Annotated in this window: 20 protein-coding genes; 11 read left to right on the top strand and 9 right to left on the bottom strand. The window is 43.2% G+C overall.

Going from position 1 to position 21,900, the window contains the following annotated elements; translation table 11 throughout:
• Window positions 1-208: 208 nt before the first annotated feature.
• From pheT to rpmI, 4 genes are all read right to left on the bottom strand, one after another.
• Entirely contained in the window at window positions 209-2,629 is a 2,421-nt protein-coding gene (pheT, locus tag JMY06_RS07790) for a phenylalanine--tRNA ligase subunit beta (protein WP_201617807.1), read from the bottom strand.
• Between the two features lie 90 nt (window positions 2,630-2,719).
• Window positions 2,720-3,775 carry a phenylalanine--tRNA ligase subunit alpha gene (pheS, locus tag JMY06_RS07785; protein WP_201617806.1) on the bottom strand — a complete coding sequence of 352 codons (1,056 nt, stop codon included), beginning with the start codon at window positions 3,773-3,775 and terminating at the stop codon, window positions 2,720-2,722.
• A gap of 303 nt (window positions 3,776-4,078) precedes the next feature.
• Window positions 4,079-4,435, bottom strand: coding sequence for a 50S ribosomal protein L20 (rplT, locus tag JMY06_RS07780; protein WP_201617805.1), 357 nt, complete (start codon window positions 4,433-4,435; stop codon window positions 4,079-4,081).
• Window positions 4,436-4,602: 167 nt separating this feature from the next.
• Window positions 4,603-4,800 carry a 50S ribosomal protein L35 gene (gene rpmI / locus JMY06_RS07775; RefSeq protein ID WP_201528351.1) on the bottom strand — a complete coding sequence of 66 codons (198 nt, stop codon included), beginning with the start codon at window positions 4,798-4,800 and terminating at the stop codon, window positions 4,603-4,605.
• Between the two features lie 583 nt (window positions 4,801-5,383).
• Between rpmI and JMY06_RS07770 the strand changes: the two genes are divergently transcribed.
• The 7 genes from JMY06_RS07770 (at window position 5,384) to JMY06_RS07740 (ending at window position 11,794) form a co-directional block, all read left to right on the top strand.
• Window positions 5,384-5,827: an acyl-CoA thioesterase gene (locus JMY06_RS07770; protein WP_227672239.1), complete on the top strand. Its 444-nt coding sequence runs from the start codon at window positions 5,384-5,386 to the stop codon at window positions 5,825-5,827.
• 109 nt (window positions 5,828-5,936) lie between these two features.
• Complete coding sequence (gene hisIE / locus JMY06_RS07765; protein ID WP_201528355.1) at window positions 5,937-6,806, top strand: bifunctional phosphoribosyl-AMP cyclohydrolase/phosphoribosyl-ATP diphosphatase HisIE; 870 nt, start codon at window positions 5,937-5,939, stop codon at window positions 6,804-6,806.
• Window positions 6,807-7,029: 223 nt separating this feature from the next.
• Window positions 7,030-7,314: a Sec-independent protein translocase subunit TatA gene (tatA, locus tag JMY06_RS07760; protein ID WP_201617803.1), complete on the top strand. Its 285-nt coding sequence runs from the start codon at window positions 7,030-7,032 to the stop codon at window positions 7,312-7,314.
• 49 nt (window positions 7,315-7,363) lie between these two features.
• Entirely contained in the window at window positions 7,364-8,086 is a 723-nt protein-coding gene (gene tatB, locus JMY06_RS07755) for a Sec-independent protein translocase protein TatB (RefSeq protein WP_201528359.1), read from the top strand.
• Window positions 8,083-8,946, top strand: coding sequence for a twin-arginine translocase subunit TatC (gene tatC, locus JMY06_RS07750; RefSeq protein ID WP_201617802.1), 864 nt, complete (start codon window positions 8,083-8,085; stop codon window positions 8,944-8,946). Before tatB ends, tatC begins: the two co-directional genes overlap by 4 nt.
• 202 nt (window positions 8,947-9,148) lie before the next feature.
• Window positions 9,149-10,645, top strand: coding sequence for a UvrD-helicase domain-containing protein (locus JMY06_RS07745; protein ID WP_201617801.1), 1,497 nt, complete (start codon window positions 9,149-9,151; stop codon window positions 10,643-10,645).
• A gap of 129 nt (window positions 10,646-10,774) precedes the next feature.
• Complete coding sequence (locus JMY06_RS07740) at window positions 10,775-11,794, top strand: tRNA dihydrouridine synthase (protein WP_201617800.1); 1,020 nt, start codon at window positions 10,775-10,777, stop codon at window positions 11,792-11,794.
• A gap of 85 nt (window positions 11,795-11,879) precedes the next feature.
• Here the strand turns inward: JMY06_RS07740 and JMY06_RS07735 are convergent, their stop codons facing one another.
• Together JMY06_RS07735 and JMY06_RS07730 are read right to left on the bottom strand one after the other, a co-directional pair.
• A complete protein-coding gene (locus JMY06_RS07735) occupies window positions 11,880-12,305 on the bottom strand; it encodes an MAPEG family protein (protein WP_201617799.1) in 426 nt (141 codons plus the stop codon).
• A 14-nt stretch (window positions 12,306-12,319) separates the two neighbouring features.
• Window positions 12,320-12,733: an OsmC family protein gene (locus tag JMY06_RS07730; RefSeq protein WP_201528369.1), complete on the bottom strand. Its 414-nt coding sequence runs from the start codon at window positions 12,731-12,733 to the stop codon at window positions 12,320-12,322.
• 455 nt (window positions 12,734-13,188) lie between these two features.
• Between JMY06_RS07730 and JMY06_RS07725 the strand changes: the two genes are divergently transcribed.
• Entirely contained in the window at window positions 13,189-13,710 is a 522-nt protein-coding gene (locus tag JMY06_RS07725) for an RNA pyrophosphohydrolase (protein WP_201617798.1), read from the top strand.
• A gap of 81 nt (window positions 13,711-13,791) precedes the next feature.
• Here the strand turns inward: JMY06_RS07725 and JMY06_RS07720 are convergent, their stop codons facing one another.
• Window positions 13,792-14,592, bottom strand: a complete 801-nt coding sequence (locus tag JMY06_RS07720; RefSeq protein ID WP_201617797.1) for an NRDE family protein — start codon at window positions 14,590-14,592, stop codon at window positions 13,792-13,794.
• A gap of 227 nt (window positions 14,593-14,819) precedes the next feature.
• Between JMY06_RS07720 and lgt the strand changes: the two genes are divergently transcribed.
• The 3 genes from lgt (at window position 14,820) to JMY06_RS07705 (ending at window position 17,338) form a co-directional block, all read left to right on the top strand.
• On the top strand, window positions 14,820-15,704 hold the full coding sequence (lgt, locus tag JMY06_RS07715; RefSeq protein WP_201617796.1) for a prolipoprotein diacylglyceryl transferase: 885 nt from the start codon (window positions 14,820-14,822) through the stop codon (window positions 15,702-15,704).
• A 75-nt stretch (window positions 15,705-15,779) separates the two neighbouring features.
• Window positions 15,780-16,685, top strand: coding sequence for a thymidylate synthase (locus tag JMY06_RS07710; protein ID WP_201617795.1), 906 nt, complete (start codon window positions 15,780-15,782; stop codon window positions 16,683-16,685).
• Between the two features lie 83 nt (window positions 16,686-16,768).
• The gene (locus tag JMY06_RS07705) at window positions 16,769-17,338 is read left to right on the top strand and encodes a dihydrofolate reductase (RefSeq protein ID WP_201617794.1); all 570 of its coding nucleotides are present in this window, start codon (window positions 16,769-16,771) and stop codon (window positions 17,336-17,338) included.
• Between the two features lie 471 nt (window positions 17,339-17,809).
• Here the strand turns inward: JMY06_RS07705 and uvrC are convergent, their stop codons facing one another.
• Window positions 17,810-19,654, bottom strand: a complete 1,845-nt coding sequence (gene uvrC, locus JMY06_RS07700; RefSeq protein WP_201617793.1) for an excinuclease ABC subunit UvrC — start codon at window positions 19,652-19,654, stop codon at window positions 17,810-17,812.
• 224 nt (window positions 19,655-19,878) lie between these two features.
• The gene (locus tag JMY06_RS07695) at window positions 19,879-21,402 is read right to left on the bottom strand and encodes a DUF3360 family protein (RefSeq protein ID WP_201528383.1); all 1,524 of its coding nucleotides are present in this window, start codon (window positions 21,400-21,402) and stop codon (window positions 19,879-19,881) included.
• Window positions 21,403-21,900: the final 498 nt, after the last annotated feature.

Below are 21,900 nucleotides of genomic sequence, written 5' to 3'. Positions count from 1 at the left end.
TTAACATAATGGGTAATAGTAATACTGCCGACTGCTTCGGTGGATAAGCCTTACTATTATAAAGGATTCTTACTGAAATTTTAACACAATCTAGCATAAAATCCTTTATTAATAAGCAGTTAGCCAAGTAACGATATATCGCTACTTGGCTAACTGTTGGTTATACTACCCAATAAAAGTTATGTTGGATATTATTAATCTTTCGCGCTTAGCTATCGCGAAGCTGCGCGCCATGCTGCGTAGTTAAAGCGGTAATGACTTTATCAGTAATTATTTTAACCGCCTCATCAGATAGCGTTTGGTTCTTATCTTGCCAAGTAATGGCAAAAGCCAATGAGCGCTGACCGGTAGGTACGTTTTCACCTTGATAAACATCAAACAACCATAAGTCTGTCAATAACGCTCCGGCAGACTCACGAATAGTCGCTTGCAAGGTCTGCACGCTGATATCACTGTCCACTAAAATAGCAATATCGCGGCGCACTTGTGGAAATTTGCTTGGCGTTACTATGCCATGCTGCTCACGGGCTAGCGTTAACAGCGGTGCTAACTCTAGTTGGGCAACCCAAGTCACCGGCAAATCCAGCTGTCTAGCAGTATTGGGATGCAATTGACCGAGCCAGCCAATATAATGCTCGTCGATATATAACTTAGCGCTTTGGCCAGGATGTAAGAAATCTAGCTCACTACGCTCATAGCGAATACGCGCGCTATCAAGCTGTGCGGGAAGTAATTGCTCAACATCGTGTTTGAGATCATGAAAATCTAATGCCCGATTCTGATAGGCTTGTTCACCCCAGACATTGCCAACCGCTACCAAAGCTATACTTGGGGTTTGTACTAAGTCGCTGATGCTACGACCAACAAAACTGAGTCCGGTTTCAAAAAAGCGCACCCGAGACTGTTGACGATTAAGATTGTATTGCACACATGGCAGTAAGCTTGATAATAAGGTACGGCGCATCACTGCCAAGTCACTAGAGATCGGATTGGCAAGTGCTAATACTTCACCTAATGCTTCATCATCAATCAAAGCTTCTAACTTAGCATCACTGAAGCTAAAACTAATCGCTTCCATGTAGCCAGCATCAACTAAGGCCAGTTTCATCTCGTAAGTCAAATCGGCAGTATCATCATAATCCATGCTGACTTGCAAATGCGGCAAGGTGCTTGGGATATTATCGTAGCCATAAATACGGGCAATCTCTTCAATCAAATCCTCGGGAATACTTATATCAAAGCGATACGATGGCGGCGTACAAATAAGCGCGTCCGGCGTTTGTTCTACGATAAGTCCTAATTGGGTTAAAATACGTACCATCAAATCCGGTGCGATTTCAATACCGATAACATCGCGAACTTTAGCTATCGGTAAGGTAATAGGGCTACGCGCTGGCAGTTGCTCACTGTGTTCAGATTTGGCTATTGGCCCTGCTTGTCCACCAGTAATACTGATAATTAAATCACACGCACGCGCCAGAGCCAGTGCTGGCAACTCAAAATCAACCCCACGCTCAAAACGCTGCGAGGCATCCGTATGTAGACCAAAACGACGGGCACGCCCGGCAATGGTTAAGGGGCTAAAGAAAGCACTTTCTAACACAATATTAGTCGTATTATCAGTCACGCTACTACGCTGGCCACCCATAATACCGGCTAGTGCCAGCACGCCTTTATCATCGGCAATAACCAATTCATCACCAGCTAGGCTAATGGTCTGCTCATTAAGTAAGGTAATGGTCTCTTTTGGTTGCGCTAAACGCACATTAATGCTACCGACAATAGTATCGGCATCAAAAGCATGTAGTGGTTGCCCAAGCTCCATCAGCACATAGTTGGTCACATCGACCAAAAAGTTATGCGAGCGTAGCCCTGACTGTATCAGTGCATCTTGCATCCATTTAGGAGTATCAATACTGCGATCGATATCATTAATCGACTGTAATAAATAGCGCGGACAAGCTGCCGTCGCACTCACAGTTACGGCAGGCGTAGAATTAACATTGTCGAACACTTGCGGCTCAGTCTCAGGAATATTAGGAATATCGGGAGTCTGTACAGCCAAATCATTAATCACTGATATTTCGCGAGCGATACCGCGTACGCTAAAGCAATCTCCACGGTTAGGAGTGATTGCAATATCAAATATTTGGTTGTCTAAACCTAAGTATTCACGAATATCAGTGCCAACCGGGGCATCCTCTGGCAATTCAAGCAAACCGTCTATCGAGTCTGTTAAGTCAATCTCAGAGGCGCCGCATAGCATGCCGTTTGAGGCGATACCGCGCAGCTCGCTTGCTTTAATATGGAAGCCTTGGCTGTCATTCGTGGGCAATACTGCACCAACGGTGGCGACTGGCGCTTTCATACCAACATAAACATTGGGTGCACCGCATACAATTTGTATCGGCGCATCGTTACCAATATTGACCTGAGTCACGCGCAGTTTATCGGCATCTGGATGCGGCTCAACGCTGATAACCTCACCAACTACCACGCCATTAAAGTCACGCGCGACCGCATAACGGTCATCAATCTCAAGCCCAGCCATGGTTAGCTGTTCGGCCAATTGCTCACTGGTGTTGGCAGGGTTTACCCATTGACGTAGCCACTGTTCGCTAATTTTCATAGATATCTCGGATAAGAATGTCAAAATAAATGCAATGGCCGTTACGACCGATCTCTTTACATCTTGATACTGGCTTGCTACTCAAAGTATTTAACCAAATTGCTTTAAAAAGCGAATATCATTTTGGAAAAATAAACGCAAGTCATCAATACCATAATACAGCATAGCAAAACGCTCGATGCCCATGCCAAAGGCAAAGCCCGTGTATTTGTCAGCATCAATACCGCAATTGGTCAGCACTTGTGGATGCACCATACCGCAGCCCATTACTTCTAACCATTTGCCATTATCGGCTAAAATATCGACTTCAGCTGATGGCTCAGTGAATGGGAAGAATGAAGGACGGAAACGGACAGTCAGCTCTTTGCCAAAGAAGGCTTGCAAGAACTCACTAATGAGACCTTTGAGATCAGCAAAAGTGCTCGACTCGGTGACCATTAACCCTTCTAGTTGATGGAACATCGGCGAATGGGTTTGGTCTGAGTCATTACGATAGACGCGGCCCGGGCAAATAATACGAATAGGCGGCGCACTCTTCTCCATCGTACGAATCTGCACAGGGCTGGTATGAGTACGTAAAAGATAATGCGCGTCAAAATAAAAAGTATCGTGCATGGCTCGCGCTGGATGATGCGAGGGAATATTGAGCGCTTCAAAATTATAATAGTCGCTTTCGACTTCAGGACCGGTCGCCACATTGAATCCTGCTTGCACAAAGAACTGCTGCATACGCTGGGTAATCATAGTAACGGGATGTAGATGACCTTTTTGTCCACCGCGTGCCGGCAAGCTGATATCGATACGCTCCGTCTCTAGCTTGGCGTTTAAAGCCGCAACTTCTAGCTGCTGTTGCTGCGAAGTCAACGCTTCTTGAATACGGCTACGCACTTGATGTAACCAGCCGCCATAAGTCTTTTTGTCATTGCTGTCGAGCTTGCCCATTTGCTTCGACCAGCTCGTTAATAAGCTTTTTTTACCAGTAAGCTGGACACGCAATTCTTGTAGCGCGCGCCCCTCAGTAGCTCTTGTAATAAAGGTTTCAGCAGCGCTAGCAAACTCATTCAGTTGCGCCTCATTAAGCTCGATCAACTCAGTAGGTAAGGTCGGTAGCGCCGACGAATCGTTTGTGGCAGCAGGGGTAGTCATAGGACGCATTATTCCTGATTAAGACAATCTAGTAATTGTAAGGGTTTGACCAAATATTGCAAATTATTTACTTAAGCGGCACTCACTATTAAACTAAGAAAACTTGGTTAATAACTTGAATATTTAGACGTTAATAAGCACTATTGAGTAGGACATTAGCGTAATTTTGAAATAGATCATATAAAAAAAGCCACCGACCAGCGGTAGCTTTTGTTAATATAGCTGCTATTAATCAATAATAAACATATCGCTTTAAACACTTATTAATTTTGAGTTAATTAAGCATTTAAACAAGTTTACTATTTATGCCAATGCTGCTTTTGCTTTTTCAACCAATACGCTGAAAGTTGCTGCATCATGCATAGCGATGTCTGCAAGTACGCGACGGTCGACAGTGATGTTGGCTTGTTTCATGCCATTAATAAAGCGGCTATAGCTTAGGCCGTTTAAACGTGCACCAGCATTGATACGAGCAATCCAAAGGCGACGGAAACTACGTTTTTTATTGCGACGGTCACGATATGCATACTGACCCGCTTTAGTTACTGCTTGTACCGCTACACGGTAAACACGTGAACGGGCACCGTAGTAGCCTTTTGCACGCTTTAAGATTTTTTTGTGACGGCGATTCGCCTGTACACCACGTTTTACACGGGCCATAATTTACTCCAAGATATTTTTAATTAATACTGAGTGACTGATATAGAATGATTAATATTCAGTAATCACCATTCAGTAATTGATATTCAGCGACGAGCGATGCGGTTTTAACGTCCGCAAAGCTGCCGGATTGCAAAGTCATATAAAATGCAGATGACAATAGTCGGTTAGATGTATGGGCACATGCGACGAACTGCTGCTTCGTCAGACTTGTCCACCATCTTAAGACCGCGCAACTGGCGAATACGCTTAGCTGATTTCTTGGTCAAAATATGGCTTTTGAATGCTTGCTTGTGCTTAAAGCCGTTCGCCGTTTTTTTGAAACGTTTAGCGGCGCCGCGTTTGGTTTTCATCTTCACTTTCATGAGTGATTGCCTCTTTATCTTTGTTAGAACCTGGTCGTCAAATAGCTTATGTTAGCTTGCTTTATCTAATATTTTTTAACTAGATAACAGCTAACCCGCTATTTGCCTCGAGGTGGGAGGCGCTATTTTAGCAGAAACAGCACTGACTTGCCAAGTAAAGTTTCGGCCACTGCTTTAGTAAGTTGTGATTAAGTTGTATTCTTTGATAAATTAACTTTCAATATCCTATCCATCAAGATATCAACGACATCCTTTTTTATTTATCATACTTTCACTTTACCTTAGATTTATTTATTCAATAAAATTCATATCGGGTATAATTGCGTCATCTATCATAGTGTTAGATATGTTTAATAAGTATTATAAAACAATATTGGATAATCAGACCGCTCATTCCTAAATAGATTGTATGTAAGCTTAAGCTATGTTTAAGTAGGCATTAAGTTTATACACAATCCTAAGTTTGAGACCAATAATTTTAAGGTTAATAGGTACTGATATTTAATGGCAGCTCATATACTTGCTCGTTGAGCACAAATCATTATACCCAATTCACTATATATAGATAATGTGGGAGATGACGTTGAAAGACCAAGAATTAACCTTTGATGACAGAGTGTTTGTCTTTGAGACGGTCATGCGCGTGCGCAATACCGAAATCGATGTCGGTCAGCACCTGACTATTGAGGCGCAGATAGCACTATTAGCAGAAGCACGAGCGCGTTTTTTGTACTCTAAAGGTATTGAAGAAATTAACGCGGATTATCAAGGCCTGACGATTAACAACTTGCAGCTGAGTGTAGTCAGCCGTGTGCGCGCACGCGAAGAGCTATTATTTGAGGTCGGTATCGAACAGTTATCTGATGATGGCGGCGTGATGGCAGTTAAAGTGACTCGTATGCACGATGGTTCGTTGGTGGCAAATGTACGCCAGCATTTTGTCGGTTATGACTACCGACTAAATAAAGTCACTGCTATTAATAGTATTATGCAAGATGCACTAAGTCTGCAGCCGTTTGAGCTTTAGTTATGACTTAAAATGTACTCTGTTACCTTGGTTTCTCAGAATTCACTGTTAATTTTCTATTATTAGACCCACTTATTAATTCCATTATCTATAAGATGACAGACAGACTATGACCGCACCTGCTTGGCTTACCGCTATAACCTTTAACTCTGATGGCTTGATTCCTGCGATTGCACAGGATGAGCGATCAGGACGCATTTTGATGATGGCATGGATGAATGCCGAGGCGCTACAGTTGACAGCCCGAACACAGACGGCAGTCTACTTTTCACGCTCGCGTAATAAGCTGTGGCACAAAGGGGAAACATCCGGTCACACCCAACAAGTACACGATATTCGCTTAGATTGCGATGCCGATGTCATTGTCCTCAGCGTCACTCAAGTTGGCGGTATCGCCTGTCATACTGGACGCGAGTCTTGTTTTTATCAGCGCTTAAATTTATCAGGGCCAGAACCAACTTGGCAGACCGTCGATGCGGTTATCAAAGACCCTGCGGATATTTATCATTCAAATATAGACCATACTTCGGACAATGCTAGTTCAAATAATGCTGGCTCATACTATACTAATATCACTGATGCTACTTCTGTTAATAATACAAATGATAATAAAAGTGAAAGCTCGCCTATCTTACATCAGCTTGATAGAGTATTGGCTGAGCGTAAAAAAGCGGATGCTGACAGCTCATATGTGGCCAGTTTATACGTGCGTGGTCTCAATAAAATATTAGAAAAAGTAGGCGAAGAAGCTACCGAGAGTATCATTGCTGCTAAAGACTTTGCCAATTGTGATGCGCAAACAGACAAAGCGCACTATGATGCGGCGCGGCATGAGCTTATCTATGAAGTGGCCGATGTTTGGTTTCATACCTTAGTAGGACTGGCATGGTTTGATATTGAGTCGGATGCTGTTTTAAATGAGCTGGGGCGACGCTTTGGTTTATCTGGTATTACTGAAAAGGAATCCAGACAGCCTTAGAGCAAACTTTAGGTTAATTTGATGGTAACCCATGAGATTACTGTTGTTTTCCCCTTTTCATTAACCATGCGCGTTATAATAAGTGTTACTGCCTTTACAACGAATTATCTAAAGCTGACTATACGCTATTTTGTAGCCATCAAGCTCTTAGAAATCGAAAGGTAAAGGATTAATCTAGACCACTATAAACAATGGTCTCATCAAGATAAGGAAGGGTAATGTTATGGGTAGTTTTTCCATTACGCATTGGCTAATTTTGTTGGTAGTGGTGGTGGTTGTCTTTGGCACCTCCAAGCTTAAAAATGCTGGCAAAGATTTGGGCGGCGCGGTAAAAGGCTTTAAAGAAGCGGTTAAAGATGAGAATGCAGAACATGCTAATAAGCATCGCGTTCTTGACCATGACGGCAACACGCGCGCTACAGACACTCAGTCCGACACTACAGCAGGTACTAAAGTTGACGATATTAAAGTCAAACCGGTACCAGCGGATGATCAGCATAAAGTATAAATTATTCAGCGTTTTAACGGTTGTATTTAGATAGTGATGTTTGAGCCTTATGTTTGATATCGGATTTTCCGAGTTACTCCTATTTGGCATTATTGCCTTAATCGTATTGGGCCCAGAAAAATTACCACAGGCCGCGCGTACTGCTGGGCAATGGTATTCCAAACTGCGCCGTACGGTATCTAGCCTACAGTCTGAAATAGAGGCTGAGCTTGATTTGGCTGAAACCCGTGAGCAAATGAAAAAAGAGATTGCCAAAATCCGTCAAACTGAAACGGATATGAAGCGTGAAATGGCAGAAATGCGCGGTAGTATGAAAGATTTTGAATATTCGCAAAATCAAAGTCTAAATGCCACGTCAGAACCAGAACCAATGATTCATCCCAGACCAGACAGTCCTGAAACAGACAAACCCAAACAAGCTATACCAGAAGAATTTAAATATGCTTACGGACAAGATCAGGCTCATCAGCAAGATCAAGACTCAGAAGACTCCTTAAAAGCGTCGACTACTGATAATGATGACAGCATAGCAGCAGATAAGTCTTCTAATGTAGTTGTTCAGCCTATTATTACCAAACCCTGGGAAAATATGTGGTTTCGTCTTGGCCCTTATGATAAATCGCGCCGCCTACCGGCAGCACCGTTCCTACCAAACTATAAAGCCTATACCTTATTGAATTCAGGTTTACAGCAAACAAATCACAGCACTACGCCAGCTTCTAAACCTCTAGCTAATCAGCCCTCTTTGGTCAAACAGAAGGCGGATAAATGAAATTATTTAAACGCCAAAAGAGTCGCCAAGAAAAAACAGCCGATTCAGAAGACCATAATCAAGCGCAAGCAGATACCGCCACCGACAGTAAATCTGACGATGTGTTAAGCACGCTCGCCGATATGCCGATTACTGAGCATTTAATTGAGTTACGTAGCCATTTAATTAGAATAGCTGTGGCCGTTTTAATTATATTTTTGGCATTAGTAGGTTTTTCGCGCGAGCTCTATAATTTTTTATCAGATCCGCTAGTCGCACAGCTGCCTGCTAACTCGACTATGATTGCCACCGATATTACCTCTAACTTTATGGCGCCCATACGCTTGACGATATTTGTCGCCGCGTTCTTTGCCATGCCTTATATCTTGTATCAAATCTGGTCATTTGTCGCCCCTGGCTTATATAAAAAAGAGAAGAAAATCGCCATTCCGGTATTATTATCTTCGATACTTTTATTTTATACTGGCGTCGCTTTTGCTTACTTTATTGTTCTGAAAGGGGTATTAAGATTTTTTATCACTTTCGCCCCGCAAAACGTATTGCCAATGACTGATATCGACAGTTACCTAAGCTTTGCTCTAAAACTATTTATGGTATTTGGCCTGACTTTTGAGATTCCAGTAGTTACTTTACTATTGATATTGGTTGGTATCGTCTCCATTCAGAGTCTTAAGGATAAACGGCGCTATATCATAGTGGGCTGTTTTGGTCTCTCTGCCGTCGTGACACCGCCTGATGGCGTATCTATGTTAATGCTGGCGATTCCAATGTGGCTATTGTTTGAGCTGGGTTTATTGTTAGCACAAATATTAATTAAAGATGAGCAGAGTAACAGCTTAACCTCAGAAAATGAGATATAAGAGAGCAACTAAGATTAAATTAAACGCCGTTGTTTTTTATTTAACAGCTTCTTATCTAATAGTTGTTTGTTTAATAGTTGCGTCTTTTATTTTTCACTACTTTCCATCACCCTATTACTCACCCGCCAGCCATTGACTATTCAGTGGCTTTTTTACCCCCGTCATTTTATAGTCATGTTTTAGAATTTTAGGTAGTATTATTATGTCTGCATCTATGCCCGCTTATATGAGCCATCCCACCGATGAGCAGCTCGACGCACTTAACATGGCGATGGATCGCAAGTCATTTAAAGTGGTGGCCTATGCTGGTGCGGGTAAAACGACGACGCTGAAACTTATCGGTGAGCGTTTGCCTGGACGCGGGTTATATCTGGCCTTTAACAAGGCGATAGCGAACGATGCGCGGCAAAAGTTTCCGTCGCATGTAGACTGCCGAACCTTTCATTCATTGGCTTATCGGCACGTTCCCCGCGATATTACCGCCAAATTATCCTTACCACGTTTTTCACCCAAACGTCTGGGTGATGACTTGGGCTTGCAGCCAGTGCAAGTGCGTCGGCAAATGGATGGGGTCAATAAGTACATTACTTTAACTCCGGCGCGACTAGCGCGCTTCGTCAGTGATGCGGTCAGTAACTTTTGTAGTACTCATGCCAGCTACCCTGCGCCGCGTCATATCGACTTTCCTAAATGGCTCGACGGTTCCGACGCCGAGCAGTTGCGTGAGATGCTCTATCCTACCGTTGAGAAGCGTTGGTTGCAGTCGATTGATTCGCGCCATCCGGCAGGTATCGGTCATGATATTTATCTCAAACTATGGGCATTATCTAAGCCTAGCATTCCTGCGGACTTTATCTTATTTGATGAAGCGCAAGATGCGGACCCCCTAATGATGGGAATTTTGACCCAACAATCAAAACAAGTGATCTATGTAGGCGACGCCCATCAACAGATTTATGAATGGCGCGGTGCCGTCAATGCCATGAAAAAGCTACCACTGCCACAAACCTTATTGACTCAGTCGTTTCGCTTTGGTGAGCCCATTGCAGATATTGCCAATACCTTACTCAAAGCGCTACAAGAAGACGTGCCATTAAAAGGCGATCCTAATAAGCAGTCCACTACCGAAAAAGGCATGGTACACAGTAAAAAAGATGCCATTTTATGCCGAACCAATGCCGCTGCTATGTCGCAGTTATTAACAGGATTAAAATTAGGACATCGGGTAGCCTTACAAGCTGATACTGAGCGTATGCTTAAGTTCTGTCAGGCCGCCGAAAACTTAAAAAATGGCAAGTCTGCTTATGGCGTACCGGAGCTGGCCTATTTTTATAATTGGTCTGATGTGCAAGAGTATTCTGAAACCTCGGAAGGTAGCGACCTGAAGACTTTGGTCAAGCTAGTCGACGACCATGGTACTAATGTATTGAGCCAAGCGGTTAACAGCTTGACCAGTATTGAAAATGCCGATTATGTTATCTCAACGGCTCATAAAGCCAAAGGCCTTGAATGGTCTCGTGTACAACTCGATGATGATTTTTATTATGATGTCACCACTAATGGCATTAAAATCAACCCTGAAGAGTTGCGCTTACTTTATGTCGCCTGTACTCGTGCGCAAACCAACTTAGATATTCATAATATCCGAGACTTAATATCAGGATTACAGTCCGGCAAAAAAGTGATTTATGGCAGTTAGCGCTTTGACTACGCTTATTCTTTACAGCCCAGTCCTTGCCTGTTAGTTAAGTTCTTGCCTACTCTCTACACTAATTAATAGTTTCATACTCTATAATTATGACCAACTACCGATGAATAATAGCTACCAATGAATAATAACCGCCAACCAATTTCTGCAGTACAGCAACTTTTTGCCAATCCTGTTCGCCTGCTTGCGCCAATGGAAGGTTTGAGCGACCCTTTAATGCGCCAAATCCTCACTCAAATTGCCTGTGATTTAGGCCGTCCTTATGATTGGTCAGTGAGTGAATTTATTCGCGTTACTCAGCACCTATTGCCGGCCCCTGTGTTTTATAAATATGTGCCAGAATTGCATAATGATACCAAGACTGCCTCGGGAACGCCCATTCATATACAACTATTAGGCAGTGACGCGCAGTTGATGGCAGAGAATGCCGCTTATGCTTGTGAGCTTGGCGCGCCCGCTATTGATATTAATTTTGGTTGCCCTGCAAAATCGGTTAACAACCACCGTGGCGGTTCCGTACTATTAGATGAGCCAGAAGTATTGTTTGAGATTATTAGTGCGGTACGCCAAGCCGTTCCTGCTGATATTCCAGTCTCCGCCAAGATTCGCTTGGGCTATACGGATACTTCCAGAATAAATGAGATTCGACAAGCTATCGCTGATAGTGGCGCAGATTGGTTGACTATTCACGCGCGTACGAAAACCCAAGGCTATAAGCCGCCAGCCTATTGGGATAAGATTCAGAGCTTTAATACGCTGGATATTCCGATAATTGCCAATGGAGAGATTTGGACAGCCGAGCAAGCACAGGGTTGTATACAGCAGGCAGGAACGTCGCATTTAATGCTGGGTCGCGGTGCAGTGACTCGTCCCGATTTAATTGCGCAGGTTGATAGCAATAATGAAAACCCAGCAGATAGTGCCACGACATTATCATGGCAAGCATTAATACCGCATCAAATCAAATTTTTGGAAGGGCAGGCGAAAAATGATCTCGTCTTAATTGGACGTTATAAGCAATGGTTAGGAATGCTTACTAAAGGCTATAGCGAGGCGCAGACATTATGGAACTCTATTAAACGTGAGAAAAATAAAGCAGCCATTATCAATGCGCTACAGAGCAGCACGCATCAAGAATAAATAGCCGCTTTTATCGTATATATTATAACCGTTATAGAAATACAGGTTTATGAACTTTATAAAAACAAAAGTGACATTGATAGTATTAAGCGCTAATCCGAATCGCTAGATAAAATAGCATTAAACTACAGATCATGGATAGCACCCAAAGTATCGAGCGGAACATAGCTAAGTTAGTGACATAGGCGACGCAATAACCCATACGGATAATCACATATAGCCACGCTATCTTATTAATAATCGCTTGCGGCACAAAAAACAACATGGCAACCAATACTGCCACTAAGAATATTGGCAGGGTCTCATAACTGTTTTGTTGCGCCGCATTAGCACGTGCTGCCGCGCCAGTAGTGTGCTGCAAAAAATCTCGCGGATGCGTGTTATCTTTTAAGTTAAAACCACCAAACACTTTAGCTGACATCGCCATGGCGAGCGGTAATAGACTTGCCACTACCATTGCCCAGATTGCTGCCGCTGCCGTATCGGGAATAAGCCCAAATAGTGCATTCATCAGTATTTTTACCCCTACCCTGCGATAATTTCAAAATCGTGAGTGACATTCACTCCGCCCTGCACCAGCATGCGGCTGGCTGAACAGTATTTTTCTGCTGATAAATAAATTGCTTTTTCAACCTGCTTGTCTGCAATACCTTGCCCCGTGACCACAAAGTGCATATGAATATCCGTATATACCGCTGGTAAGGTTTCGGCGCGCTGAGCGGTAAGCTCACAACGTACAGCGACTAACTCTTTACGCGACTTTTGTAATATTCCCACTATATCGTAGCTGGCACAACCGCCAAGACCTAACAGAATCAGCTCCATCGGGCTTGCGCCTTTTTCTTTGTCGGCATCAATTTGTACATTATGTCCTGATGGTGACACGCCCATAAAGGCTTTGTCTTGTTGCCACGTGACGCTTGCTTTTGTTTCTGCCATGGTTTTACCCTTATTTTAATTCGTTGTCGATAGGTTTAGGAATTTAAATTCATATTCCTATTCACGTTACTATTAACTTTACTGAGCCAGTGTAGCACAAGCTAAAACACGATTTTATAGAACGACTATCAATAGTTAGCATACTAAATCAGACTTTTATGAGCCATACAAAATTTAATTTTGCTCACCTAAAATGCACTAAATATAACTCCCTTAATGGCTCACAAACTGTCTTTATAAACCATTGATTTTACAGTTATAAATTCGTGAAACATTTTATAGCAAAATACTGTTACACATTTTGCTGGTTTCTTGGTTTAATAATGGCAATGAATCTTATTTTGATAAAGTATCGATATCAGTCACCCAATACCCGTCATTAAATAACAATTATGACTCACTTATCAGTACCATATTGAAATAAGCGGTTTTTAAATAATTTGAAAGGTTTAGTCATGATAGATGCAGACGGTTTTCGCGCAAACGTCGGCATCATCTTGGCAAATACACAAGGACAAGTTCTGTGGGCAAAACGTATTGGTCACAACGCTTGGCAGTTCCCTCAAGGTGGTATTGACCGTGGGGAGACGCCGATGGATGCGATGTATCGCGAGCTCTGGGAGGAGGTCGGGCTATATCCGCGCCATGTGGATTTATTGGCGGTGACGCAAGATTGGTTGCGCTATCGTTTGCCAAAACGCTACGTGCGTCATGGACAATATCCGCTGTGTATTGGGCAAAAACAAAAATGGTTTTTGCTACGCTTAGATGAGCCGAATACTCAACATATCCGCTTTGATGAAGGTAAGCCTGAGTTTGACCATTGGCAATGGGTCAGCTACTGGTATCCACTTGGACAAGTGATTCATTTTAAACGCGGAGTATATCGCCGCGCCTTGCAAGAGCTGGTACGTGAATTACCTCTCAGACAAGAGCTGATTATTCCTGAACAAAATAATCATTTGCTTATAGAATAACTTAGTAGCATTAAATTTAAATTGATGCCTGCTCTAAAGTCTGTTACTTTTCAGACGCTAGAGCAGGCATTTTTATTGGTGCTAGCCATCATTACCTAACTCACGACTGATAAGCTCAGCCCTCACTTCTGCGCAGCTACCCTCTTCATTACGCAAAGTTAAAATACTTTGTGTACGCGTACCATAAGTCGGCATGGTAGTTTTAAGAACAGCCAAAGCCATAGGCTCAATATAGACAGAGGATAACGCTTGCTCAACCTCAAAGGCAACCCCGGTCTTAGGCAACTCAGCCGTCGGCGCTTTAGTATTATCTGACAATACGTCAAAGGCTGCGTCTTGCCAATAATTAAAGCTACTGTCCTCGCTAAGCAGCGGTAGCACTTCTTGCCGCAACCTACCCCGTAGCCGTTCCGTTTTAAACCAACCCTCATCCGGTTGTCCATTAGACAATACATGCAGCCCAGCATATAACGGTGTGGGTGCATAACCTCTGTTGTTAACGATGACAGCTTGCTCAGCATCACCGATAATAAGATTAAAGCCCGCATAATCTGGCAAGCTAATTTGTCGTGCAAAGCTCATAGGACTTAGAGCGCTGGTCAAAAAATCAGTCACCAACTCGCCACGTGAACGCTCATTCGAAGTTGCTTGTACACCATCACGAAAGTTAAGCACTGCCGCCCAACGTCCGTTTTGTTGATGCAGCTCTTGATGAATACCTAACCAGGTACCACCGCTTTGGCAATCGCGCCCAGCATAGATGGGTTTATCCAACCACTGGTGTAACGGCTCAGTTGGACGCTGTAAAAACTCATCGCGGTTAGACAGTAATACTAGCGGCAACTCATCGAATAACTGCCAAGCAATGGCGACGATACACATAAGGCTCCTTTGTCTCAATTTTTATGACACTGTTGATACTATAAATCATGAATGAACTTTTCCATCTTAGCCGTTTTCTTCTGCCTTTTCTAGATGGCTTTTATAGATAGCATCGACTATAAAAAGTACGTAGTTATGATTGGGTTATGGTAGCGATGATGGTATGCCTAAAGCACGAATTTTGCTATCATGAGCAGCATAATTATTATCACTATTATGATGCTCTTATGATGATTCATCCTCAGTTTGATCCCGTGGCGCTATCATTAGGCCCGGTAGAAGTTCACTGGTACGGCCTAATGTATTTGCTAGCCTTTGCAGCTGCTTACGGTCTGGCATGGTATCGCAGTACTAAGCGCGATAACTGGTCAACCGATATGGTTTCGGACTTGGTATTTTTTGGTGCGCTTGGGGTCATCTTAGGTGGCCGTGTCGGTTATGTGCTGTTTTATCAGTTCGGTGAGCTGTTACAGAACCCTGCTTATTTATTTAAAGTTTGGGAAGGCGGTATGTCATTTCATGGCGGCTTTATCGGCGTCATGCTCGGCATGTGGTACTTTGCGCATAAATATAAAAAGACACCTTTTCAAGTCTTCGACTTTATCGTTCCCTGCGTCCCAACTGGTCTATTATTCGGGCGTTTAGGCAATTATATTAATGGCGAGCTATGGGGCCGAGTTTCCGACGGTGGCTATAATTGGCTTACTTATTTTCCGCAAGCTGCTAATTTTGATATCCAACAACTGCAAGCCAATCCTAGATTACAAGAGCTGGCAACTGATGTAAATGGCCAGTATTTATTGCCGCGTCATCCTTCACAGTTATATGAAGCGGTTGCTGAAGGGTTATTATTATTCCTATTTTTATGGTGGTATTCATCAAAGCCGCGTCCGCGTATGGCAGTGACTGCGGTCTTCTTATTAGGCTATGGTCTGAGCCGTTTTATCATCGAATTCTTCCGCCAGCCCGATGTCGACCAAGGTTTCATCTTATTAGGTTGGATGACCAAAGGGCAAATATTATCTGCACCTATGGTTATTCTTGGCATTATCCTACTTGTTTATGCTTATAAACGCGGCATCTATGACTGGGGTAAGCAAGGCGCTTATTAAGCATTATGTCTCGTCAAATACCGTTTTTATAAGAGGTGTGAATAATGCATTTTAATAATAGGAAAGAGCACTTTTATGATCAAGAACAACCATGACAGTAATTACTATACTAGTAATAATGAGCAAGCTTATCTAGATTTGCTCCGCCACGTTCTTACCAATGGCACCGAAAAAGGTGATCGTACAGGAACGGGTACGCTCAGTCATTTTGGGGCGCAACTGCGCTTTGACTTAGCAACCGGTTTTCCTTTGCTCACCACCAAAAAAGTTCATTTTAAATCTATCGTTTATGAGCTACTTTGGTTTTTAAGCGGTAGTACCCACGTTGATTATCTGCAGCAGCATAATGTGCGGATATGGAATGAGTGGGCAACAGCGGCACAGACCGCACGCTTTAATCGTCCCGAGGGCGAGTTGGGGCCTATTTATGGGCATCAATGGCGCAATTATGGCGCTAGTAAGCGCGTTGATAATAATGATGGTATTTGCCAAAGTTATAATAATGACGGTATTGACCAAATCACTAACGTCATTAACCAAATTAAAACCAATCCTAATTCGCGGCGCTTGATTGTTTCCGGCTGGAATCCTAGTGAAGCTGAGCAAGTAGCGCTACCCCCTTGCCATACCATGTTTCAGTTCTTTGTGGCGGATAATAAACTGTCTTGCCAGCTATATCAGCGCTCAGCCGACTTATTCTTAGGCGTGCCGTTTAATATTGCCAGCTATGCGCTGTTGACCCAAATGATAGCGCAAGTTTGCGGATTGGATATTGGTGAGTTTATTTGGACGGGTGGCGATTGTCATATTTATCAAAACCACCGTGAGCAAGCAGAATTGCAACTAACGCGCAATCCCTTTGCATTGCCGACTTTGACGCTAAATTCAAATGTGAAAGATATTTTTGCTTTTGAATATGAATACATTAGTATTGACGACTATGAATCGCACCCAGCTATTAAAGCTAAAGTTGCGGTATAAATATTTGTTTTGGTTAATATGCCTTTATTAACTAGCTCGCTTATCTCATTCGCGGGTATTCATAACAATAAAGAGGACAGTCTATGAGTTATGCCAACATCCAAGTTGCCCAAATTGCGGCTATCAGTAGCAATTGCTGTATTGGTAAAGGCAATGACTTGCCGTGGCATATCTCAGCAGATTTGAAGCACTTTAAGCTGATGACTACTGCAAAAACGGACAGTGCGATACAAGGTATTGTCATTATGGGTCGCAAAACTTTTGAGTCGATGGGTAGTAAACCGCTACCGAAGCGCATTAGTTTTATTATCACCACCCAAACAGACTATGCTGAGCAAAAAGGTCTCGTAGGATGCGAGAACGCTCATGTGCTACATAGTTTAGATGAAGCGTTAACCCAAGCCGCAAGCTTGGCAAAAGATATAGAGCTTGAGACGATTTGGGTGATCGGCGGCGAGCGGGTATTTAGCGACGCGCTGACATATACCGATCGTATTGAGCTGACCCATGTCGATACTGAAATCAGTGATGGTGATGCTTTTTATCCTGTGCTACCAAGCGCTTTTGATATCGTCCAACAGTCTGAGAAAATGCATGATGATAAAAGTGGTTTAGACTTTAAATTTGTGACATATATGCAGAAAAAAGGGTAGATAGATTTCACTTAACCTTTATTTTTTAATAATCTATTGCGAAAAGGAGAAATTAGATATGGAAAATTAAAAAAGCTCAGCAATATTAATCGCTGAGCTTAAAAAACTTTTATATAAGACAGCTGTGGAGCTAGACTAGCTTACTAATAAAGTTTATTTACCTTGGTAGGGTTCATATATTTTATAGTAAATATGCATAATAGCAAACGCTAATAAATGTCTATGCTCCATAGTTGTGAAATTTTTCTAACAATTATGGAGGTTTTGATGGATATTCAATGCCGTTATCCTAAAGCCGTGCACGTACGTTGGTATTGGCGGTATAGATTTAAACGCTGGGAACGTGTTTGCCAACACTGTCGCAGTTATCCGAATCAACAGTTACATCTTGATTTTTAGCGGTTAAAAATTATTGACTTCAGAATGATAATAGCCTTAGGGCTGTTGTCATTTTTTTATGAGCAGACAATACTACTCATGCAAGACTTTATAAACGGTTTTAGCTAACACCGGTCCAATACCTTGCACGCCGCCCAATTCTTGCTGTGATGCACCTAGCAACTGCTGCATACCGCCAAAATGATTGAGCAAGTCACGGCGGCGTTTTTCACCAAGGCCCGGAATCACTTCTAACACTGACGATGAACGGCGCTTATCGCGTTTTTTACGATGGGCAGTAATAGCAAAACGATGCGCTTCATCGCGAATATGCATCAGCAAATGCAGTGCTTTACTATCCATAGGCAAATCAAGCGGATCGTGATCTAAGAAGTGCAATACTTCTAAGCCCGCTTTACGCCCCTCACCTTTGGCAACTCCAATCAGTAAGGTATCACCAAGAATACCCAACTCAACCAGCACCTCTTTTGCCATACTGAGCTGACCTTTACCGCCATCAATAAGCAACAAGTCCGGCAATGGCTGTTTTTTATAACGGCGAGTCAGTACTTGCTTCATCGCTGCATAGTCATCGCCACCTACAATGTCATGAATCGCATATTGACGATAATCGCGCCGACGCGAGCCACCTTGGTCAAAGACCACACAGCTCCCAATGGTCGCCTCACCCATCGTGTGCGAGATATCGAAACACTCAATACGATCAATAACTCGGTCCGTCACTGACGCTAGCACGTCTTTTAGCGCTCCAAAACGTGCATGCAACTCTAAATAATCGCCTAACTTAGTTTTTAGAGCATTCTTGGCATTTAATGCCGCTAAATCTAACCATTCGGCACGATGTTCGCGCACGCTAGTTTTTATCACGACTTTACTACCAAAATGGGTCGCTAAGGCTTCGGCAACCGCGCTTTGATCCGGTAATTCATGGCTTAAAATAATCTCAGCGGGCAAGTCATCGGTCACCTGAAAATAGAATGACATGATAAAGGCAGAAAGATTATCCGCTAGTGGTTCATTGCTATCGACATCAGGGAAGTAATTTTTACCACCAAGCACACGTCCACCGCGCACGGTCAGCACATTGACGGCAGTCATCCCAGCCTGACTGGTAATGGTAATGACATCAGCCTCGCCCTCTACCGTGTAAACTGCTTGCTTTGCTTGTACTTCACGCAGCATAGACAGCTGGTCGCGATAAAATACTGCTTTTTCAAAATCTAGCTCTTCCGCAGCAGCTTCCATCTTCTCAATCAAGGCACTATGGATATCGCTGGAGTCACCTTTTAAAAAGCGAATGGTATTGTTCACGTCTTCAGCATAATCTTCAGCCGTGACTAAGCCCACACAAGGCGCGCGGCAGCGTTTGATTTGATACTCTAAACAAGGACGCTTACGTTGACGAAAAAAGGTGTTGGTACACTGGCGCATCTGAAACATTTTTTGCATCAGCACTAATGTTTCTTTGGCGGCATGTGCGGAGGGGAATGGCCCAAAAAAGCGGCCTTTTTGATGATTGCCTTTGCCGCGACCATACGCCAGTCTTGGATAACCTTTATCGGCGGAAATGAACACATACAGATAAGACTTATCATCACGCAGCAGCACATTATATGGCGGACGGTGTTCTTTGATTAGGTTTTGCTCAAGCAATAATGCTTCGGTTTCACTACGGGTAATGATAGTTTCGATATTGTGGATACGGGCTACCAGCGCACGCGTTTTTGGATGGTCGATGGTTTTGGCAAAATAACTGTTGACGCGGCTCTTTAGTGATTTGGCTTTACCGACATAGAGAATATCGCCATTTTTACCCAACATTTTATAGACCCCTGGCAAATTTGGCAGGCGTTTAATTAAATGCTTCAGGCGGGCTTGTTTATCATCGACACTATTAGGCGCGGGGACATTAACCATAAACAGAGTACTCTCAAAGATACTGATATCTTACTAATTATGGGGGATATCGGCTGTTTTGCAAGCGCAACTGTAAGCATGTTTTGGACGAATATCAGATAATAAAAAAGTCAGCACGAAGCTGACTTTTTATAACTGGAATTAAATTTCAAGTCATTGCACTTAATGAATGCCATTAATGATCTCATTTAACCAGTTCAAATAAAGGTACTTAACCTATAAGCTTAATGACGGAAGTTCGGTAGCAGTGCTGGGATACCCGGTAACATACCGACCACTGCCATAACGCCTGTCAACACCACAAACATGACGCCAGGAATAATCCAGCGGCTCATTTTTGATAAGCTAGCACTACGCTCTTTGGAGCCAATCAAGCCCAAGTTATCGAGTAACAAGGTAATTGACCAACCAAAGGCTGGGTTCACTAATGCAGAGGCAAAGACTACAATCGCAGCAGACTGGGTCGTTTTACCAACTCGCGTCATCTCCATGCCCGCCTCTAACAGAGGGATAAAAACCCCAACAATTAAGGCCACACACATGACCGGTTCCCAAATTGCCAAGTCCATTGGATAACCCCAAAGGCCAGCAATCACACAGAACAAAGCGGTTAAGACGGCACCGGCAGGAATAGGACGTTTGGCAATTGCTGCAGGGACAATATAAGTTCCCCATGATGAGGCAAAGTTTGTGCCGCCTAGTACTGAACCTGCAACCTGACGTACAGACGCACTGACCATCGTATCATCAATGTCCATCAACACTTTTTCGGTGCGTTTAGGATAGCTTATTTTTTGGAACACTTGATGACCTAAAAAGTCTGGTGACCACATAGCAACTGCCAATACTGCAAAGGGCAGTACGACAATAAAGCTCTCAACGGTCGGCAGACCTAGCATCCAACCCGTATTCTCTCCCCACCAATACATGGGACTCATATGCGGCAAACCGGGTCCGGTATGGAACTCAAAGGGCGCACCTAATGCGAAGGCAACACCGCCACCCAATAAGCAGCTAAGCGGTACCGCAAGCCAGCGCTTATTAAAATTCTCTAGCAGAGCATAAAGTATAATGGTAAGCAAAATTACGATAAAAGCAATATGCGACATGCCAATACCTTCAGCCCATGTAAATAAGTTTTTGACTTGGGAGGTAGTACCAATAAAGCCCAGGTACAGCAGCAGACCTCCACACACGCCTTTACTGGTCAAGTTCGCCAGCAAACTACCCCCTTTACTAATCGCCAGTAATAGGCCAAAGGCACCGATAAGTAAGCCAAAAGCCATCGGGTGACCGCCAGCGGCAACCACAATAGGAATCAGAGGAATGAGCGGTCCATGCGTACCCGCAAGGTTGGCAGTAGGTAGGAAAAAACCTGAAAATACAATAATAAAGAATGAGACGATTAATAACTCATAGCGTACGTTTTCTAAAACGAATGCTTCACCTAACCCTAACGGTCCTGCGAAGGTGGCCGCAATAGCACCCACCATCACCACTTTACCAATTGTCGCCGCCATCGCAGGAATAGTATCTTCATACTCAAAACGATAATCGCGAAACGGTAAGTTAGCACGCCAGCGCTTTGGCTGCATGATTTGTAATTCACGATTTAAATAGGCATCCCGATTCTCAAAACTTGAGCTTGGCTGATGCAATTCTGCATAGCTACCTTGCAATTCATTGTCATAATCGGCTGGATCTGGCTGGGGATTAGATCCTGAGGTAGGAATTTCGGTGTTGCTCATCACATCTCCCTATGTCGACTGAGGTTTTGACTTTCTGTGCCTTTTTTATACAAGATACTGTCTATAGAACGCTGATTTATAAAATAACTTTTCGGCGCAAACTGTACAAAAAACAAGCTATCGGACACAAATTGGCAGTCATTGTATGCTATCAAAATTTAAATTGCGAGTTTTTTGCTTAAAAAGATACTGTTTGTATCAATGCCCAATCTATATTTTTAGACGTAATTGGCAGTTTTTTGTCTATTTAACAAACTTTATCAATCAATGGGAGTGTTCAGGTTGTAAGCGTGCAGACGTTGGATAGTGTGTACTAGTTCATGGTGGTCAAAGAATCGATGTAGTTGGTTAATGTAAGAGCTACACAGCATAGCTATATCGTTCTACACTGCTATGCGGCTAAAATGATGTTAGTTACGCTTTAAGACTAGGGTCTGTATAGAATTCAAATCAGCGGCAGCCAAATAAAGACACAGGCTAGAATCACAGCAGCTTCAT

It is taken from the genome of Psychrobacter urativorans (assembly GCF_904846675.1).
GTDB lineage: Bacteria > Pseudomonadota > Gammaproteobacteria > Pseudomonadales > Moraxellaceae > Psychrobacter > Psychrobacter urativorans_B.
This window is presented reverse-complemented; position numbering and strand designations above follow the sequence as displayed.

Bases quoted from the DNA above. Each gene is read 5' to 3' on its own strand.
- pheT (WP_201617807.1), bottom strand. From the start codon at position 2,629: ATGAAAATTAGCGAACAGTGGCTACGTCAATGGGTAAACCCTGCCAAC.
- pheS (WP_201617806.1), bottom strand. From the start codon at position 3,775: ATGACTACCCCTGCTGCCACAAACGATTCGTCGGCGCTACCGACCTTA.
- rplT (WP_201617805.1), bottom strand. From the start codon at position 4,435: ATGGCCCGTGTAAAACGTGGTGTACAGGCGAATCGCCGTCACAAAAAA.
- rpmI (WP_201528351.1), bottom strand. From the start codon at position 4,800: ATGAAAGTGAAGATGAAAACCAAACGCGGCGCCGCTAAACGTTTCAAA.
- hisIE (WP_201528355.1), top strand. From the start codon at position 5,937: ATGACCGCACCTGCTTGGCTTACCGCTATAACCTTTAACTCTGATGGC.
- tatA (WP_201617803.1), top strand. From the start codon at position 7,030: ATGGGTAGTTTTTCCATTACGCATTGGCTAATTTTGTTGGTAGTGGTG.
- tatB (WP_201528359.1), top strand. From the start codon at position 7,364: ATGTTTGATATCGGATTTTCCGAGTTACTCCTATTTGGCATTATTGCC.
- tatC (WP_201617802.1), top strand. From the start codon at position 8,083: ATGAAATTATTTAAACGCCAAAAGAGTCGCCAAGAAAAAACAGCCGAT.
- JMY06_RS07745 (WP_201617801.1), top strand. From the start codon at position 9,149: ATGTCTGCATCTATGCCCGCTTATATGAGCCATCCCACCGATGAGCAG.
- JMY06_RS07740 (WP_201617800.1), top strand. From the start codon at position 10,775: ATGAATAATAACCGCCAACCAATTTCTGCAGTACAGCAACTTTTTGCC.
- JMY06_RS07735 (WP_201617799.1), bottom strand. From the start codon at position 12,305: ATGAATGCACTATTTGGGCTTATTCCCGATACGGCAGCGGCAGCAATC.
- JMY06_RS07730 (WP_201528369.1), bottom strand. From the start codon at position 12,733: ATGGCAGAAACAAAAGCAAGCGTCACGTGGCAACAAGACAAAGCCTTT.
- JMY06_RS07725 (WP_201617798.1), top strand. From the start codon at position 13,189: ATGATAGATGCAGACGGTTTTCGCGCAAACGTCGGCATCATCTTGGCA.
- JMY06_RS07720 (WP_201617797.1), bottom strand. From the start codon at position 14,592: ATGTGTATCGTCGCCATTGCTTGGCAGTTATTCGATGAGTTGCCGCTA.
- lgt (WP_201617796.1), top strand. From the start codon at position 14,820: ATGATGATTCATCCTCAGTTTGATCCCGTGGCGCTATCATTAGGCCCG.
- JMY06_RS07710 (WP_201617795.1), top strand. From the start codon at position 15,780: ATGATCAAGAACAACCATGACAGTAATTACTATACTAGTAATAATGAG.
- JMY06_RS07705 (WP_201617794.1), top strand. From the start codon at position 16,769: ATGAGTTATGCCAACATCCAAGTTGCCCAAATTGCGGCTATCAGTAGC.
- uvrC (WP_201617793.1), bottom strand. From the start codon at position 19,654: ATGGTTAATGTCCCCGCGCCTAATAGTGTCGATGATAAACAAGCCCGC.
- JMY06_RS07695 (WP_201528383.1), bottom strand. From the start codon at position 21,402: ATGAGCAACACCGAAATTCCTACCTCAGGATCTAATCCCCAGCCAGAT.